Source organism: Thiocapsa sp. C2-2m (assembly GCF_041903745.1).
Lineage (GTDB): Bacteria > Pseudomonadota > Gammaproteobacteria > Chromatiales > Chromatiaceae > Thiocapsa > Thiocapsa roseilacustris.
This window is the reverse complement of sequence record NZ_JBBWVD010000018.1, coordinates 25828-43118: the sequence shown is the minus strand read 5'-3', so window position 1 is coordinate 43118 and position 17291 is coordinate 25828. Positions and strand designations below refer to the sequence as shown.

Here is a 17291-nt window from a genome sequence, read left to right as displayed (position 1 = left end):
GTGCACGGCCTCGCTCAGGTTACTTCACCGACGATCTGTCGACTCTGTTGCTCCAATGCCTGCGACAGACTGTGCATGTAACGTGCGACCAGCAGGTAGGCAACGAAGATCGCCAAGGCCAGGTAGAACATGACCACTTCGCCGATTTGATTCAAAAAACCGAAGACACCGATTCCCGTCAACAAGATCGCGGCGGCCAACATGAGGATCAGTGCCTTGCGTGTGCTGTGGAAAACGCGGGACAGGAAGTGGTGGAGGTGGCCGGCATCGGCGCTGAAGGGAGAGACGCCTTGCAGGATCCGCCGACCCATGACGCGCAGCGTGTCCATCAGCGGTATGGCGACGAGCCAGAGTGCCGTCACCGGGTCGATGCTCCCGGCCGGCCCTGCGGCATCGACCAAGGCCCAGACCAGGATGTAGCCCAGCAGGAGGCTGCCCGCGTCGCCGAGGAAGATCTTGCGCCCGGTCACGCCGAAAAGCTCCAGATTGCAGACCAAATAGGGAATCAGCGCCGCGATCGTGGTGAGCAACAGGATTTGGATCGGGCCGATCTCGGGTGCGAGGAGCAGCAGCGTTCCGAGCGCGATCAGGATCAGACCGCCCGCCAATCCATCGATGCCGTCGATCATGTTGACGGCGTTGATCACGCCGACCATCGCAAACACGGTGAAAGGTACCGAAAACAACCCGAGATCGATCGGTCCGAAGCCCAGGAGATTACCGAGCGAGGTGAGCGTGACACCGCCCCCGAGGGTCAGCAACAGTGCTGCTGCGACTTGGGCCACGAGGCGCACCCTCGGGCCGAGACCGAAGCGGTCGTCAAAGGCACCGACCACTACCAGGAGCGCGGCACCGGCCATCCCGTAGAGTTGCGGCGCAGTGAACGGCAAAGCGAGCAGGCTGCTCGCGGCGAGACCCGAGAAGATCGCGATTCCGCCGATCGGCGGAACGGAATGGCGGTGGACCTTGCGCCGGTCGCCCGGGTGATCCATCAGGCCGATCATGGGGGCTACGGGAAAGAGCACAGCGAGGACGACGCTGCTGATGAGAAACGCGACAGCCATGTCCAAAATCGCCGTCACCGGATGCATCCCGGCATAAATCCGGGAACCCTCTTCAGCTCGTACGCGACCATATCCGTCTCCTTGCTAAATCAGTCAACACAATGCGAAAAAAACCGACGACCAATCGCCTCGAATACTCCGTTTCGATCCCGTCCTCGCGGCGACGGGGACCCGGCCCCCGGAACACATTGTCAATATTTAACCGTGCTCAGGGAAAAACCACAAGTCGTAAATTGTTGTTGCGAATACGCAATGATCGACCCGCCGGGAGGGTCTTGTCGACACTGCGCCTGCATTCAAGCTGATTTCCGGAACAGGATCTACCCGCAGAGCCGGAACCAGGAAAAGTGGGTCGAAGGCTCTGTTCGTTGTCGTTGTCGTCATCGGATTCCGGACGACAACGACAACGACAAATTCTGCGTCAATACGAGATCCGTACAATCCGAGCGTCCTCCCCGCGGCCGTCGAACAGGATGGCGATGGTGCCTGTGCGTTCGACACTGCGTCCCTGGCTATCGCGATAGCTCACGTTGAACCCCGCCCGCGCGCCGCAACGCTTCTTTCCTTCCGGAACGATGCGGATGCCGGAAAAAGTGATTCGGCGATCGCTGGTTTGATCGAACCAACGAAGGTAGAGTCGGCGGATCCCCGACCAGCCGCGCGTCTCGTTCTCTTGCGCATCCGCGCTGTAGAGGGCCATCAGGAGCCCGAGTGAGCCTTGACTGTAAGCCAAGCGGAAGCGATCGAGTGCACCGGCTATCGGTTCGCAGCCCACCGCCTCGGAGGACTCGGGTGCCGGGGAGAACGATCGGCCCGGTGGCGATGGTGCGCCCTTGAAGGTGTCCGCGGGGGGAGCCGTCTTGGAGGCCGCCTTGCTCGATGTCTCGTCGACCGCAGGGGGGCGATTGCGAGCCGGCTGGACGGGCGCGTCGGCGGAGGAATCCGAGGAGCGGGCCAGCGCGGGCGAGCGCTCGATCGCCTGCACCGGGCGAATCGGCGCGATCCCGACCGGAGGGGCCGGTACATCGGGGAGGATTACCGTTTCGGATCGGGATTGACCGAGCAGCGACGGGGGCGGTACAGCGTCCAGGCGGGGCTGCGTCTGTACCGGGGCGATCGCCGTCGGCCGCGCAACGAGGCGTAGCTCCGCAGCATCCGACGGGGCTTGCGCACGCTCGACGCCGTCGAAACCTGCCTCGGACGCAAGCAACGCAGGCACATCGAGCCTCTCCAAAAGCCTTTGCGGAGCCGGCTCGGGATAGAGCAGCGATGCCAGAAGCAAGGTGCAGAGCAGGATCAGACCGACGAAAAAACGTGCTTGGAAGGACTCGGCACCGCCCAGCCATCGGCGCAGCCGCGCCCCGAGCAATTGGCGCGACGGTGCCGCACCCAAGGGGTAGGGATCGACCTGTTTCGAGGGTCGACGCCGACGAGCGCGGGGCTTTATTCGCGTCGAACCGGGGTCGGACGCCGCGGCGCCGCGCGACGCCGATTCGCGCACGCCACGCTCGAAGGCGGCATAGGCGATGTTGATCTGCTCGGTGCGCTCGTTGTGCACGAGGACCCGCGCGGGATGACGATCCGGGTGGTAGGCCTGGATCAGACACCGGTAGCGCTGTTTCGCGGCAGCAAGGTCGGCCGTGTCGCGCAGGGCGAGGATGTGTTCGGGAGACCCGTTCGGCACGGCGAAGAGAAAACGATCCAGGATGTCGTAGGCACGGCCCGCGGCATCCAAACGCGTGAGCCCCGTGCGTGCGATCGCATCGTCGAGGACAGCGACGTTCGGGTTGTCCGGGTTGCCCAGCCAGATGAGAAGCGCATCGAGCTGTTGCTCGAGCGTGGCAGTGGCCCTACCGGACACCAGGGTCCGCGCCAGATGTCGTGGCCAGTCCTCGATCATCCCGGAATCATGGTTGCATGGGCTGAAATTCCAGCGTATCGAGCCGGAGTGTTCCGCTCAAGATGCGGTCCAGGGCGGTGGTCGCGGCGCGCCGAACCCGAACGGCGACGAGCAGGCCGTCCTCCGGAACCTGGATCTCGAGCTCGAAGGGCTCCCGGGCCCAGCTTCCCCAACGTGGCGGGGTCTGTACCCGGACCACCGGCCGGGTCTCGACGGTGTAAAGCTCCACGAAGACCCCCGAGCGCGTCGTGATGTCCTCGCCCGACCAGTAGCCGTGGAGGCGGTAGGAGGTGCCCGGCCGCACGCGCATGATCTGGCTGGGTTGAGCGAGGTCGACATTCGCGGTGCCGAGAAAGTCGATACGCAAACTGCTGGATCCGGCATCGCCCTGCGGCCCTTCGACGCCGATCCTGAAACCGTCGCCGCTCGCGTGATAGCGCCAGCCGGGCGTAGCCCAACCGGGCCTGAAGTCGGGACCGAGCTGGACAAGCGGCTCCTCGAAGCGGCCGTCGACGAGCCCCGGCGGCTCACCGAGCGCATCCTCCCAAACCGCATCCGCCTGCGCGTGTCGCCCTTGGGCCGCGAGCATTCGGATATAGGGAAACAAGAGGTCATCCAGGGCGCGGCTCCTGTCGTCGAGCCGGGTCCAGAGCGCCTGTGCCAATGGCAGATCGCCGGCCCGGCGAGCAAGATCGAGCAGACCACGCTGATACACCAAGGCGTCGTGCGGCCCGCTCGACCAGACCTGCGCCGCAGCATCGACCAATGCCTCGGGCGCCGGCTCGAAACGGCGTGCAAGCCCCAATGTCCGCAGCCCGTCCTGCGGGGCAATCGCCCAGTAGTCCATAAGTGCGGCGAGTGCCGCGTCCGGGGGTCCCAAGGCGACCTGCATCCAGGCTGCGCGCTGCTGCAAGGTCGCGCGCTCGGGCCACAATGCGCGGGCGACGCGGATGTTCCGTGCGGCGCCCTCCCGATCGCCCGACGAGGCGAGCAGCTCACCCAGGTCGAGCCAGGTCGGGGCGTAGAGTGGGCGTTCGCGCAGGCTCACCTCCAACAGCTTGCGAGGCTCGGACGCGTCTCCGGACAGGGGCAGAAGACGGCGCGCCCACTCGCGTGCGGCGTCGCCGCCGCTCCAGGGCAGACGCGGCGGGATCGGCAGCATCGCAGGGTCGACGAGTGCATCGCCGGGGAGCGTGCCATGCGTCGACCCGCCCGCCAGGCGACCCACCCACCAACCCTGAAGGGCGGCCGTCGCCCAGAGCAGGCAAAAGACGGTCAAGACGACGAGGGCGAGAGCGCGAGACACAGGTTACGGAAGCCTTGTCGAAGGGGATGGATTCAGAAAGACTCGATAGCCGTCGTGCCGACACTAAACCGCATCTCAGCGAGGCGGTTTAACGTGATTTCCGCAAACTTCCATACCCGTAGGTTGTGCTGACGATAGGAAGCACAACTTGCGCCGACGGTTGGTTGTGCCTCGCGCGGCTCGGCACAACCTACGCCGTTGGTATGAGGGTTTCCGGTATTCGCCTAAGGGGTCAAGCCGCCTCGCGGTGCAGGGCCGTTTCCTCGGACGAACCGTAATTGTAGTAGTAGCGGTTGTAGTAGCTGTACTCGCTGCTGTGCGGCTCGACCATGTTGAGCACCGAGCCGACCAAAGGCGCATCCACCGCCCGCAAGCGTTTGACGGCCTCGCGCAGAGCGCCGCGGCTTACCGCCCCTGCAGCCGAGACCAAAAGTACACCATTGACCTTGGTCGCAAGCACGATGGGGTCAGCGAGACCCATGACCGGGCTGCTGTCGAGGATCACGTAGTCGTATCGGCGCGACATCTCCTCGAGCATGCGATCGGTCGCGCCGGAGCTGAGGAGCTCGGCGGGATTCGGAGGCGGCGTTCCGGCGACCATCAGGGTCAGATTTTCGACGGGTGTCGAGTAAAAGGCGTCGGAATCGCCCTGCACCAGATACTCCGTCAGCCCGGGGCCGCGCGGCACGTTGAAAATCTTGTGGAGACGCGGTTTGCGCAGATCGCCATCGATCAGGAGGACGGATGCACCGGTTTGCGCCAAGACGATGCTCAGACTGGTCGATGCGGTGGTCTTGCCTTCGCCGGGGACGGCACTGGTGACCATCAGCACCTTCGGGGCACCGCCGGGTGTGGCGAACATGAGACTGGTGCGGATAGACCGGAACGCCTCGGAGAGACCCTGCTCGCGTTGCAGATGGGCCATCAGCTCGATCCGTACCGCAGGCGCCATGGTCTTGGAATCCACGCGCGGCAACAAGCCGAGACTGGCCAGATGCACCAAACGCTCGACCTCCTCGGGGTCTCGGACACTGTTGTCGAGAAGATTCAGGAGCAACGCGAGACCGATCCCGCCCATCAGGCCGAGCACGGTCGCGATCGCAAGGTTTCGACTGAGGCTGGGTGCGAACGGGCCGCCGGGCACGAGCGCACGGTCGATCACCGAGGCCGTGTCGCGCTCCATGCCGGCCGCGACACCGACCTCCTTCATGCGTTCGAGCAGACCGCTGTAGAGCTGACTGTTGGTTTCCCACTCGCGCTTGAGGATGTTGTATTGCACCGCGCGATCCTGGAGCTCCAGGAGATCCTGTTTCTGTTGCTCGACCGCCTGGGTGAGCCGCTCCTCGCGATCGGCGAGCTGGCGGTAATTCACCTCGAGACTCTCCACGAGATTGCCGAGCTCCTTTTCCAGGGTCGCGCGAATGTCGTCCATCTGGCGTCGCAGCTCCTGCATGCGCGGATACTCGGAGGTGTAGGTCTGACCCAAGCGCGCGTACTCGGCGCGCAGGCTGGAGAGTTGCCCCCTGAGGTCGGTCATACGGCCGTCCTGCAGGACGGTCGGCAGACTGTCGACGTTCGCCTGCGTTAACTGCCGGTAGAGCGACTCGGCCGCGATTCGCTCGCCTTTGACCTTGGAGAGGTTGATGTTGAGCTCGGTCAGACGGGTCGAGATGATGTTGTTGCGATCCTCCAGATCCACGACTTGATTACGGCGCGCGAAGGCGTAAAGGTCTTTTTCGGAGGTCTCGAGCTTGCCCTGCAGGTCCTCGATTTCGCTCTTCAGATAGGACTCGGCACCGCTCGACAACTCGAATCGTTTGCGGGCACTAAGCGCGAGATAGGCGTCGGCAACCGCGTTGGTCACGGTCGCCGCGAGTTGACGATCGAGGCTTTCGAAACTGACTTCGATCAGATTGGAGGCGCGGATCGGGTTCACCGTGAGCCCACCTTGGACCCGGCCGACGAGGGCACGCAATTCGGCGTCCTCGGGCGGGGTCGCATTACTCCCGAGCCCATCGGCGTCCGCGGCCTGCCCCCCTGCCCCGCCGAAGAGCGCGGATATGCCGTCTTTCAGCGGATGAAGCAGCATCGCGGAGATCTCGCGGAGCCCGGCCGCGAGATCGCGTTGCCGAAGCTCGCCGTTGAAGGCCGGGTGCTCGCCGAGATTCAACCGCTTCACCACGGCCTCGGCGACGACTCGACTCTTGATGATCTCGATCTGGGTGCGCTGGAAGGTGGCCGAGTCTTGCTGGGTGCTCTGAACGTTCTGGAATTGAACGATCCCCTGGCTCTGCGGGGAGACCTCGAGCACCGTCGTGGCCCGATACATCGGGCGCATGATGAGGGTCGCAGAGACCACGGTCACGATGACGATGGCGGCGAACAGCAGGATGGTGCGCCGATACTTGAGCGCGATCCGCCAGAGCTCGCGCAGATCGAGGCCGTCGTCGTCGACCGCCTCAGGGTAATGCGGCGGCTCGTAGGTCGCCAACCGATCCGGCTGGCGCAACTGTGGGACCCGCGCCGAGGCGGATGGACTGGGCGGCGGCAATGGATTCACGCGATCATCCTGTTTAGGCTGGCCTACTGATAAAGAATGCCCAACGAGAGCACCCTAAGGGCCTGATTCCACATCACAACAGCGCCCTTCTTGGCATAGTTGGTGTCGACCACCACCACGTCGCCGTCCTGGAGACGCATATCCTCCTGCCCGAGGTCGCGGATCGCCACGAGATCGACCGGAATCTCCCGCGGCGATCCGCTCCCGTCGTGCCGGATCACCCGGATATTCTTCTCGACCGAGGTCCAATCCGTTCCCCCCGCCACGACGATCGCCTTGAGAACAGTCATGTCCGGGCGCAGCGGATACGACCCTGATTTGCCGACTGCGCCTTCGACGAAGAAGACGCCGGCCTCGGGGACATAGACACTGTCGCCGCCGCGCAGCGCCAACGCCTGTGCGCTCGGATCCTTCACCAGGTCGCGCAGGTCGACAATGAGATTGTGAGTCGCGACCTGGCCGGTTTCCGGATCGGGCACACCGGTACGCAGACTCACCGTCGACCCCGCATTCGGCGACAAGCCGCCGGCCATGGAGAGCACCTCGAAGAGGGTTCGCGGACGCTGCATGGGATAGACACCGGGTCTCGCGACCGCTCCCGTCACCTCCTGGGAGGCATATTCGTTGATGAAGATCGCAACCTGGGGCGAGTGGATGTACTTGCTCAGGTGCTGCATCAGTGACTGCTCGGCTTGGGCGGTGGTGAGACCGCCCAAACGAATCTCCCCGACCAGGGGCAGGTTCACGGTGCCCGGACCCGTGATGCGCACGCTGAGACTGTTGATCTCCGGCGCCTGGGGGGCCTCGATCTTGATGACGTCGCCCGGCCCCAGACGATAGTCGTGGCTGGAGAGGTTCGAGGATTGCGACGTGGCGGCCAGTGTGAGCTGGCGATTGAGATCCATGACCCGCGCCTGATCCGCTCGGGCCTGTGCCTCCGCGGCGATCGACCCGGCCGCGGCGGCATCCGATCCATCGCTCCGGGGGCTCGCGCAGCCCACGAGCGCAATCACGAACACCGGAAACAACATAAAGCACCGGGCGAAAAGCGTACGACTCATTATTCAAACACCGTCATGGCGACGCCCTCGCAAGCCGGAACTCTCGGAAAGGATGCGTCGTCGAGGAAAGGCGCACGTATATCGATACGAGCGTCGCCCCCGGAGATCGATTGTCAATGGCATCGAAGGGCAGGTGCGGCGGCGCGCCCGCGCGCGATCGTTTCGAATCGCGCGGACGCAGTCTCGACGCGGGGATGCCGCCGGTCAGGATGTCACTCGTCCCATGACATCTCATGATGCCTTGTGGTCAGGCCACGGCGTTACATGGCGCCACCCATCAGGTCAAAGCGGCTAATTATTTGGTGTTACGGGGCTCGCCGGGGTGGCCTCGTCCCTGCGAAAAACGGTCGTATTCGCGTCGATGACTGCGAATGCCGTAACGGTGGCGGCCACGACCAAGGGCAGGCCGGCTGTCCCCGCCGCTCCAAGACCCGCAAAGACGCCTGCACCTCCGAAACCGCCGGTACCGGCGCCGCCGACACCGAGTAGTGGAGCCGGAGCCTGGCCGAATTGAGCTTGGATCAACTCCGCCTTCGGCTGTCCTTCGTAGACCAATGCACTCGTCTGCAGATGCACGATCCGGACGTCGCCGGATGCATCGACCAAGACCAGGTAACCCTCCGCGCCGTCGGTGGAGACGGCCACGGCACCCTTGCCCGTACCCTGCCCAAGGTCGATGAGCTCGTCACCGTTCACGAGAAAGACCTTCGCGCCCGGGACGAGGTCGAATCCGACTTCTCCGCGCGCGATCGTGAGCAGATAACGGGCGTCCGAGCGCTCGACGGCGGCCGCGGAGTCCGCAGAGAGCTTGATGATCCCGGTCTCCGGGATGGTCAGAACGGACGACCCCTCACCCGCACCGGATCGAATTGTGTCACCGGAGAACACCACGTAATCCTGACCGGGTCGCACCTGGACCTCGAGACCCTGCCCCGTCACCGTTGCCGCCTGATCGGTCGACAGGTTGCCGATGATCTCCGCAGCCCCGATATTGACGGACAAGCCGAGGGATACGAGAAGCGCGACGACTGACAGACCGCGGGATTGATGCATCGACATCTCAAATCTCCTTTACGTGTAATTTATCTCGCAAGCATACGTGATGAACCGCTGCGTTCCAAGTATAGCCGACAAAGCGTCTGGTCTGCGTGCATTGCGAACCGGCGCGCAGCCTCTTCGCTCCTCGAGCCCTGTCGCGCACCGTCTGACCGACGAGCGGTCGGGGCGATACGCGACGATCGCGACCGCCGAGTCCGATCGATCCGCACATCGGGCGCTTGCCCACAACACATTCGACTGGAATCGAGACCGATGACCGATTGTCACTGCCACATCCTCCCGGGCATCGACGACGGCGCGCATACGCTCGAGGTCGCCCTCGACATGGCCCGCGCCGCGTCCGCGAGCGGGATCGAGGAGCTCGTATGCACCCCGCATCACCTGAACGGGGTCTACAGCAACTCCGCCGACGAGATTCGGCAAGCGTCGGCAGACCTGCAGGAACGTCTTCTCGAAGCCGGGATCCCGCTTCGGCTCTATCCCGGCGCAGAGCTGCATCTGGTGCCCGAGTTGCCGAGCCGGCTTTCGGACGGCACCGCGCTGACCTACAACGGCCTGGGCAAGGCCGCACTGGTCGAGCTCCCCAAAGCATCCATCCCGATGGGTGCGGAGACCATCCTCGAGCAGCTCCTCTATCGCGGGGTGACGCCCGTGATCGCCCACCCCGAGCGCAATCAGACGCTCGCGCGCCGACCGGAGCAACTGGCGGAATGGATCGCCCGGGGATGCAAGGCGCAGCTTACGGCACAGAGTTGCAGCGGCGATTTCGGCGAGCGCATGCAGCGCCTGTGCCGTCGCTGGCTGGAGTCGGGATGGGTCCACCTGATCGCCTCGGATGCACATCGCCCCGCGGGGCGCAGCCCGGACACCCTGGCCGTCGGGCGTGCAAGCGTCGCCGAATGGCTGGGCGAGGACGCAGCGACCCTGCTGACCCGCGACGCTTGCTCACCGGCGAGGATCTCGTGAGCCTCGCGCCCTGCGCTGCCCCCGGAAAGGCGCCGGCCCGACGCCGCTGGCTCGGCTTACTGCGTCCGCGCCCCTGAGCGCGACCTCTTCACGCTCGAGTGCGCGGTTGCACAACACCCCCACGACCACCCAGAACGCGAAGGCGGTGCCCGGGATCTGCAGGTTGAAGTCGCCCCAGCTGTGCAGTGCGATGGCGAGGATCCCGCCGGCCGCACCGGCGCGCAGCCGATTGAGCCGACTCGGTCCCGCTCGGTGCCACCAAACTACCAACGCCGCCATGATCAGGACGGTCCCGAGCACGCCGAATTCAAGCACGAACTGCACCCAGTCGTTGTGCAGATAATCGAAGGTCGGGGCGAGCGAAGCCGGCTGAACCAGCTTGAAGATGTCCTCGAACCCGCCGGCGCCGACGCCGGCGATCCAGCTCTTCGCCGGCAGATGCGCGAGTGGAAGCAACGCCTCCAAACGCCCCGTATCGGTCACGACCGCCGAGTACCTCAGCAACAGGGGTGCAAGCCCGAAGGCGATCGCCGATCCCAAGGCCACCAGGCCCGCCAAGGACAGCCACAATCGCTCCAATCCGGCCACCCGCCCGACCCGATTCGCCCGCGCCAGCAGCACGAAGACGAGCAGCCCGAAGAGCGCCGAGGCCGTCCCCAACCGCGACAAGGAATTGAACAGGGCCAAGGCCATGACCAGACTGAAAACGAGGACAAGCAGGTAACGCACCTCATGGACGCGCACCGGGCGGATCCGGGTGCCGAACAAGAGATACGCGATCCCGAGGGACCATCCGAGCGCCAGGAGTCCCGCAAGGTGATTGCGGTTCCAAAAGGTGCCGCCCACGACAGCGTGATCGCCAGGCGCCGGCCAAAGCCCAAGGACCGTCTCGAACCTCCCCAGGTGGGCGATGAAGCCGTAGAGGGCCTCGGCGAAGACCAGCCCGATCAGAATCCCGACCAATACCGCCAGGTGTCGCCGCGGAAGCTCCGCCGTCAAGGCGGCCGCCGCCCAATAGGTTGTAAACATCCCCCAGTATCCGAGGGTGGCGGCGATATTGGGCGAAAGCCGGGTAATCGGCAGCTCGGGATACTGCGCAAGCAGATCGGGCGGATAAGCGCCGATCCAATCGAAGAACCCCCGCGGCAGGGGCAGAAGCTGCAATCCGATCCACCCCGAGACCGCCAGCCAGACCCACAACCAAGCGCGATCCCGAGCATCCGGCCCCGAGCCGCGAGCGAGACGCCAAGTCCAGGTCAAAAAGAACAGACCGGCGATCGCCGCCCCGGCCAAAGCGCGCGGCCCCGGGTGCACACCGCCCATCATGACCATCAAGACCGCCGCAACCGAGCCGATGACCCAGACCTGCAGCCAGGCCAAAGCATTCGGAACAGGACCCGAATCAATCGGCATTGCGGTTCCAACGGGTTGGCCCTTTATGCATTCCAAAAACTTCCCGACAGAGTCGAGGCGGGCATCCGTGGAGAGCACTGGATTCGGCGCGAAGCGGGTCGTGGGAGTAACTTATTGTCCCTTTTGAAGTGGTCAGGCAGCGCGCCCCATGTTGAACATCCAGAATCTCGTCGAAGACGCCAAATGTTTCGAGACCGTCCGTGCCCTGCGTTGGCCTAAGGGACTGCGCTGCGTGCATTGCGCCTCGGCCGCGATCAGCAAGCGGGGCCGAGATCCGATGCACTCCGAGCGGCAGAAGTACCGCGGCAAAGGCTGCGGGTGCTGGTTCGATGATTTGATCGGGACGATTCTGGCCGGCCATCATCAGCCCCCCGCGAACCCGGGTGTTATGCCTGTATTTCATGGGCGTGAACCTGTCCAACCGGCGGATCGCCCAAGAACCGGGCCTTCACAAGGATGACGCCCAGCGCATGACGCAACAGTTGCGCGAGGGCATCGAGTGCAAACAGCCCCTGCCCGCCGCTCGACTTTGGCCATTTTGGCAGTTCCCAAGGGAGCTGACGCCTGAGTCATCGTGGGGGTAGACAATAAGCGGGAATCGGGATGCCACCGCGTCGGAGCGTAAACCCTCGCCAATCTTTTCGAGTATCATAAGGCATTGATCTAAGAAAATTTGTCGGCCAGGAAAAATGGCCAAAGTCGAACTCCCGATGTATCCGAGCTTTTTTCATTTCGTCCACAACAGTCGTGCTCGCGGGATGGGGCTCCCCCCGGCGCTTTTGGCAGCGCTGTTAGTCTAGCTTTCTGGGATGTAGATTGAACCATCACCTTCATGCTACTCCACCACATCGGCCAGCTTCATCGACACCCCGCGGTTGAGGATGAGCTCCGCCCCGCGTCCGGCATCGACCTCGATCACCGGCAGCAGCTGCTCGGCCATGTCCAGATAGTAGTTCGCCAGACGATCCATCGCCCCGCCGACGCCTTGTGCCGAGGCGGCACTCAGGGCTTGGGGCGTGAGCATGGACTGGAACTGCAGGTCCGTACCCGAGCCGGTGTTGACCGGGATGGTCGGTATGCGGTTGAAGATCTGCGAGAAGGATTGCAGGAACCCCGCCTGCAGCGCCTTGGCGAGCAGGACACCTTGTTTGGAGACCACCCGCCCGCGTACCCCGACCTTGCCGTCCTCGCCGACCGCGTAGCCGTCGATGGGGATCTCGATCACGCCGCCGTCGTTGCGGATGCAGCTGAAGGTCTCCCCGCGCAGATAGGCCCGCTCGGAGGCCAGATCGCCGAAGCCGCCGACCAGCAGGAAGCACTCGCGCAGATCCGCTCGGACTCGGTTGGGCAGGATCGCCTGATGTTTGACCCGGATCAGGGCCGGCACGGGATCCTTGCGGGCGTTCTGCCCGGTCGGCATGTCGATGCCGTTGAGCAGCACCCCCTTGAGGATGGCGCCGGCGGGGATATAGACGGAGCCGGGCTCGGGGGTGCCGGGGGAGGGTGTCGTGTCTGGGGCCGTCGAGGCCGGCGCGGCGACCGTGCGGATCTGCAAGGTGCGTCCCTGTGCTTGGGCGGGGACGGCGGAGGAGGGTGCGGCTCCCGGCATGGCCGGCGGTGTCGTCGGCGGTTCGAACAGCGCCTCCATCGGCGCCGGTCGGTGCGGTTCCGCGGTGGTTTCCGTCGGCGCTGCCCGATCCACATCGCCGGGCCGCTCCGGCTGCGGCAGTTCCGGCGGGCTTGCCGTCTGCCGCGCCTGCGCGGCGAGTGCCTCCGGGAGCTGATCGATTTCCCCGCGCAGCACCTCGAGCTCGCGTGCGTTGCCGGTGTGATGCGCCAGCGGGCTGGCGTAGACGAACCCGTATTGCCGGATGCGACGGCGCAGCCAGCCGTCGCCGATCGCCGCCGCCAGCACGATCGCCATGAACCTAAACCCGGCATTTGGAAACGCAAAGGCGCAGAGGACGCAAAGGAGGGCAAGAAACTGCAATGCGAACGACGTTCACCCTCTGGGTGAATAGCCTCATTGAAGCAAGGCACTGAACGCCTTTGCGTTCTTTGCGCCTTTGCGTTTTAACTGCTCTTTTTAGGCTCCACGCTTCGGCGCCGCGCGAGGCGCTGTGGAGAACGGCGATGTGCGGGATCCTCGCGGAGACGTCGCAGGCTTGCGCGGCGACATCGAGACGCACGGGCATTCGGTCGAGACCCAGTATCGGCCCAATGCGGCCGACAACTTCCACGCCGCCAACCGCGAGTCGGCAGCCGAGCGCCTTGCCGCCAGACAGGATCAGGTGCGCAAGCAGGTGCGCGAACGCATCGGGGCGGAGATCGACCGGCGTGCGATCTTGCCGCGCCCGGCAGCGCAGGCCGTCCACAACGAAGTCGGGGCACCTTCGTGAAGTTTGCGGACACCGGGGCACTGGCGAGCGCCGGGGTCACGGCTGCTCTGGGGCAGACCGTCGCGGCGGCGAAGGCCTTCGGCTCCACCTTGGCGAGCGGAGGCGATGTCTCGGCGGCGGTCGCCGCCGGACGGGAGGCCGCAGGAGGCGAGGCCGGCTGGACGCAGGCACGGGGCGCCATGATCGACGCCCGCCTGCAGCAGGTTGCCGGCCACGGTCTGACGGATTCCCCGCAGACCCTGTTCCGGGAAGCCACGAACTCCGTGTTTGCCTTCGCGCCGAGCGCTGCGCAACAGGCGGCTCGTCAAGCGGTCATCGACGAGGCAGGAGGCGGCGCGAGGGGGCAACATGTGGCCGACCTCGTCGAACGCTCGGCGGTGTCGCGCGACGACAGCGATCTGCGCCTGATCGGCACCTACAATACGCAAGGCATCGGCTCAAAAAAAAGACTGATGGACCGAGCGGCGCTTCCCTTTCAAGCGGAACCCCGGTCACGGAACCCAGCGTGACGCCGGGTCCTCGCGGCGAGGTGCTGGATCTGCTGGCCCAACCCGAATCACGCGGCAACTACAACGCGTGGTTCGGCAATGCCGACCAGAGTGCGATCGACCTGACCCGGATGACGGTGTCCGAGGCGAACTCCGGAAACCTTTATGCCAAGGGCGTAGGTTGTGCCGAGCCGTGCGAGGCACAACCAACCGTAGGCGCAAGTTGTGCCTCCTATCGTCAGCACAACCTACGGGTATGGAAGTTTGCGGAAATCGCCCGAGCTTCTATCAAAAAGACGGTGTCAACAAAGCCCACATCGATTACGGTGTCGTAATCGCGACGCTCGGTGAGATTCGCGAGCGATCGGGGTCCTGAAGCATCGGCACGTCGAGGTTGAAGGGCCTCTTCACTTCGGCCCAACGGCACTGTCCCGATGATGTTTCAAGAGCGGATCGGAGGTCGGGGATGAACAGGAGCAAGCGCGTGTAGCGCGCATTGAATCTGGATCAACCCATCCACCGGAATGCCGATGGACTCTCCGAATGGCGTCGATGCAACCGGTTATTCCTACGGCGAGGACGCGTTTTGAAACTGAGTTTCGGGGTTCCGCGTCCCGCCGAGGTGACGGTCGCGGCGTTTCGGGACCTGGAGATCAGCAACCAGACCGAACACTTCATCATCGACGCGCTCCGCGCCGCCGAGGTCCTTGCACTCTCGCTCGTCGCGGTGCTCGATGGCCGTGTCGTCGGCCACATCGCGTTCTCGCCCGTGACCTTGTCGGACGGTACGGGGGATTGGTACGGACTCGGCCCGGTGTCGGTCTTGCCGCAGGTTCAGCGCCGAGGGATCGGCCAAGCCTTGGTGCGTGAAGGCTTGTCGCGGCTCGAGCGCATGCATGCGCGCGGCTGCTGCCTGGTGGGGCATCCGGAATACTACCGAAGGTTCGGATTCGAGAACTGCCCGCAGCTCGTCCTTGAGGGCGTTCCGCCGGAGGTTTTCTTCGCCGTGTCCTTCGACGGGAGGATGCCGCGGGGCACTGTCGCGTTCCACGAGGCATTCGCAGCCGTTGGCCCGGCGTCGCGCGCAAACGAGGTGTGACGGGGCGGGCGAGGGTAAGCGCGTGCGAGACGCGCGCGCACCGATCGAAGCGGACCCGCCAGGGATGGAAACGGCTATTCATCGCGACTGGAAAGGTGGTCGATGTCCAACGGATCGCTCTCCACGTAGTCGCGGGCCGTCAGGTCATCGAGTGGGGGCAGAGGTTTCCGGTCGGCCTGAGCTGCGGCAGTCAGCTCTGCGAGCGCAGGTCTTGATCGAGCAGTGCCAACGCTCAGAATCGCACGGGCCTCTTCAGAATTGCTCCGCGCTCAACAAGGCGAACGCGGTCGTTCCCTCTTTCACCTCGAAGAGCGCTGCGCGGGTTGACCGCGCGTCGCTGCGGTCTGTTGTCCGAATAACGTCCAGCACCTGCATCAGCCGCTGCTCGTTGTGGGCGTTTAGAGGCTTACCGCTCGCCCAGAAGTGCATGCTTCGCCGCGATACATCGAAGATCTCACCGAGCTGTTCCCAGGTCAGACCCGAGATCCGACGCGGAGGCGCACGCTCTCGAATGCCGCCAAAGCCGGTCGCGTCCGGACGCGGACGCATTTGTGCCGTCTCGAAAGCAGGGGGCTGTGAAGTCATGGTTGACCTCCGTAGCGCCTTAGGAACGTATCGTTTACTACCCAGCGAAAGACGCTGTAGATGCGCTCTGCGAATCCTCGTGCCAGCCGCACGGTCGCGTGCGCGGACTGCCTCCTGGAATGGCGCCATAAAGTCGCGCTTCTCCACGGACGCCACCAGCGGGAACCGCACTTGAGCGATCACGCGCACCAGAGGGGCGTCCCTAAGCGCCACCTCGGCTGGCGGTGGGCCCGTCAGTGGGGTCTCATTGGCAGTCACGGCGGGGCGTCTCCTCTATCGGTTCCAACCTCCGAGAGTCTCTGGTTCGAAGGTAGCGCACACTGGCTAACGTGTGAAATTTAATGTGAAGTGAGGGCGAACAGAGTTCGGGCTGCCGACCGTGTTCTGACAGAATGCGGCCGAAGTGCGGTCCGATGCCCTTGACCATCCCGGAGCCGAGATAGCGCTCGATCCCCTCCAGGCTGCGCGGCGGGACGATCCGCAGGTTCGTCGCCTTGTATTGCAACCCGTGCTGGCGATCGTTGCCCAATGCCCCTCGGCTTCGAGATGCTCGCCGGGGGAGACGCTGGCCGCGGGAGCCGATCAAGGAGGATGCCGGAGGTTGCTACGGTTTACGATAGATTTGGCGCCGATGTCCTATGGTGACCACGAGAACGATCAGCTCGTCGTCGCAGAGCTCGCACAGGATCCGATAGTCCCCACCAGCTAGGGCTCGACCCTTCTTGTCGCGGAATCTCTGATATAGGATGCGCCTGCCTTCCGGTCGACGCCGAAAGACAATGCAATTTCGCCATGCTTCTGATTTTAATGCCTATTCATGACAGGGTAGGGCGTTAGCGTGCCCGAAGACGACGTTTGCGGGTCGCGCGGTTAGGCTCCAGACGCCGGATTGGGCGGCAAAAAGCACCCGGTCTAACCCCGAGCTCCGCCTGTTGTTGCTCTCACACGCCCCTCGAGTGTTTCGCCGCTCCGCAACGCGCCGGAAGATCTCGCCGACGACGCATGAACACCGCAAACCTGTCCGACGATCTCGTTCTGAACGCCATCCGGCTCCTGCAAGACAACCCCGAGGCACAACAGCGCAACCTCGCCAAAGCGCTGGGGGTCAGTCTGAACAATGTGAACAATTGCTTACGCACCCTGATCCAGCGGGGTTGGGTTGAGATGCAGGTCAACCCCGACAGCACAGGGCACCACCGCTACTGCTATCCCCTGACCCCTTTGGGACTAGAGGAGAAAGCGAAGCTCACGGCCCGCGTGCTCGAGAACAAGGAAGCGGACTCTGTCGCGTTGCAGGCCGAGATCGAGCGCCTGCGCGCCGAGGTGCTGCAGCAGGACGAGCATCGCGCAAGGTCTCGGTTGGTGGCAGCAAGCCGACAATGACCGGCCCG

At 64.4% G+C, this 17291-nt stretch carries 16 protein-coding genes and 1 pseudogene; 6 read left to right on the top strand and 11 right to left on the bottom strand.

The features are described from left to right. Positions 1 to 14: 14 nt before the first annotated feature. The 6 genes from AADX97_RS15190 to AADX97_RS15165 all read right to left on the bottom strand — a co-directional run bounded on the left by AADX97_RS15190 (position 15) and on the right by AADX97_RS15165 (position 8950). The gene (locus AADX97_RS15190) at positions 15 to 1064 is read right to left on the bottom strand and encodes an undecaprenyl-phosphate alpha-N-acetylglucosaminyl 1-phosphate transferase (protein ID WP_374234511.1); all 1050 of its coding nucleotides are present in this window, start codon (positions 1062 to 1064) and stop codon (positions 15 to 17) included. A gap of 421 nt (positions 1065 to 1485) precedes the next feature. Continuing rightward, on the bottom strand, positions 1486 to 2964 hold the full coding sequence (locus AADX97_RS15185) for a hypothetical protein (RefSeq protein WP_374234512.1): 1479 nt from the start codon (positions 2962 to 2964) through the stop codon (positions 1486 to 1488). A 7-nt stretch (positions 2965 to 2971) separates the two neighbouring features. After that, positions 2972 to 4270: a tetratricopeptide repeat protein gene (locus AADX97_RS15180; protein WP_374234513.1), complete on the bottom strand. Its 1299-nt coding sequence runs from the start codon at positions 4268 to 4270 to the stop codon at positions 2972 to 2974. Between the two features lie 232 nt (positions 4271 to 4502). Continuing rightward, complete coding sequence (locus tag AADX97_RS15175) at positions 4503 to 6830, bottom strand: GumC family protein (RefSeq protein ID WP_374234514.1); 2328 nt, start codon at positions 6828 to 6830, stop codon at positions 4503 to 4505. A 23-nt stretch (positions 6831 to 6853) separates the two neighbouring features. Continuing rightward, positions 6854 to 7891, bottom strand: a complete 1038-nt coding sequence (locus tag AADX97_RS15170; protein ID WP_374234515.1) for a polysaccharide biosynthesis/export family protein — start codon at positions 7889 to 7891, stop codon at positions 6854 to 6856. A gap of 291 nt (positions 7892 to 8182) precedes the next feature. Beyond that, positions 8183 to 8950, bottom strand: a complete 768-nt coding sequence (locus AADX97_RS15165) for a hypothetical protein (protein ID WP_374234516.1) — start codon at positions 8948 to 8950, stop codon at positions 8183 to 8185. Between the two features lie 252 nt (positions 8951 to 9202). Between AADX97_RS15165 and AADX97_RS15160 the strand changes: the two genes are divergently transcribed. After that, positions 9203 to 9916, top strand: a complete 714-nt coding sequence (locus AADX97_RS15160; RefSeq protein ID WP_374234517.1) for a tyrosine-protein phosphatase — start codon at positions 9203 to 9205, stop codon at positions 9914 to 9916. Here the strand turns inward: AADX97_RS15160 and AADX97_RS15155 are convergent. Then, the gene (locus tag AADX97_RS15155) at positions 9896 to 11329 is read right to left on the bottom strand and encodes an O-antigen ligase family protein (RefSeq protein WP_374234518.1); all 1434 of its coding nucleotides are present in this window, start codon (positions 11327 to 11329) and stop codon (positions 9896 to 9898) included. The two genes, AADX97_RS15160 and AADX97_RS15155, sit on opposite strands and share 21 nt — an antisense overlap. A gap of 835 nt (positions 11330 to 12164) precedes the next feature. Next, positions 12165 to 13253 carry a TrbI/VirB10 family protein gene (locus AADX97_RS15150; RefSeq protein WP_374234519.1) on the bottom strand — a complete coding sequence of 363 codons (1089 nt, stop codon included), beginning with the start codon at positions 13251 to 13253 and terminating at the stop codon, positions 12165 to 12167. Positions 13254 to 13494: 241 nt separating this feature from the next. Between AADX97_RS15150 and AADX97_RS15145 the strand changes: the two genes are divergently transcribed. The 4 genes from AADX97_RS15145 (at position 13495) to AADX97_RS15130 (ending at position 15315) form a co-directional block, all read left to right on the top strand. Continuing rightward, positions 13495 to 13728: a hypothetical protein gene (locus AADX97_RS15145; RefSeq protein ID WP_374234520.1), complete on the top strand. Its 234-nt coding sequence runs from the start codon at positions 13495 to 13497 to the stop codon at positions 13726 to 13728. Continuing rightward, positions 13725 to 14237: a hypothetical protein gene (locus tag AADX97_RS15140; protein WP_374234521.1), complete on the top strand. Its 513-nt coding sequence runs from the start codon at positions 13725 to 13727 to the stop codon at positions 14235 to 14237. The genes AADX97_RS15145 and AADX97_RS15140 overlap by 4 nt, the downstream gene beginning before the upstream one ends. Beyond that, on the top strand, positions 14234 to 14551 hold the full coding sequence (locus AADX97_RS15135) for a hypothetical protein (RefSeq protein WP_374234522.1): 318 nt from the start codon (positions 14234 to 14236) through the stop codon (positions 14549 to 14551). The genes AADX97_RS15140 and AADX97_RS15135 overlap by 4 nt, the downstream gene beginning before the upstream one ends. A 251-nt stretch (positions 14552 to 14802) precedes the next feature. Further along, on the top strand, positions 14803 to 15315 hold the full coding sequence (locus AADX97_RS15130; protein WP_374234523.1) for a GNAT family N-acetyltransferase: 513 nt from the start codon (positions 14803 to 14805) through the stop codon (positions 15313 to 15315). Between the two features lie 252 nt (positions 15316 to 15567). Here the strand turns inward: AADX97_RS15130 and AADX97_RS15125 are convergent, their stop codons facing one another. The 3 genes and pseudogenes from AADX97_RS15125 to AADX97_RS15115 form a co-directional block, all read right to left on the bottom strand. Further along, positions 15568 to 15900: a hypothetical protein gene (locus AADX97_RS15125; protein WP_374234524.1), complete on the bottom strand. Its 333-nt coding sequence runs from the start codon at positions 15898 to 15900 to the stop codon at positions 15568 to 15570. A 388-nt stretch (positions 15901 to 16288) separates the two neighbouring features. Further along, positions 16289 to 16473 (bottom strand): annotated as a pseudogene (locus AADX97_RS15120) (hypothetical protein); the annotation flags it as partial. A gap of 31 nt (positions 16474 to 16504) precedes the next feature. Then, positions 16505 to 16681, bottom strand: a complete 177-nt coding sequence (locus AADX97_RS15115; protein WP_374234551.1) for a type II toxin-antitoxin system RelE/ParE family toxin — start codon at positions 16679 to 16681, stop codon at positions 16505 to 16507. Between the two features lie 221 nt (positions 16682 to 16902). Here AADX97_RS15115 and AADX97_RS15110 point away from each other — a divergent pair, with 221 nt between their 5' ends. Continuing rightward, a complete protein-coding gene (locus tag AADX97_RS15110) occupies positions 16903 to 17283 on the top strand; it encodes a MarR family EPS-associated transcriptional regulator (RefSeq protein WP_374234525.1) in 381 nt (126 codons plus the stop codon). Positions 17284 to 17291 lie beyond the last annotated feature (8 nt).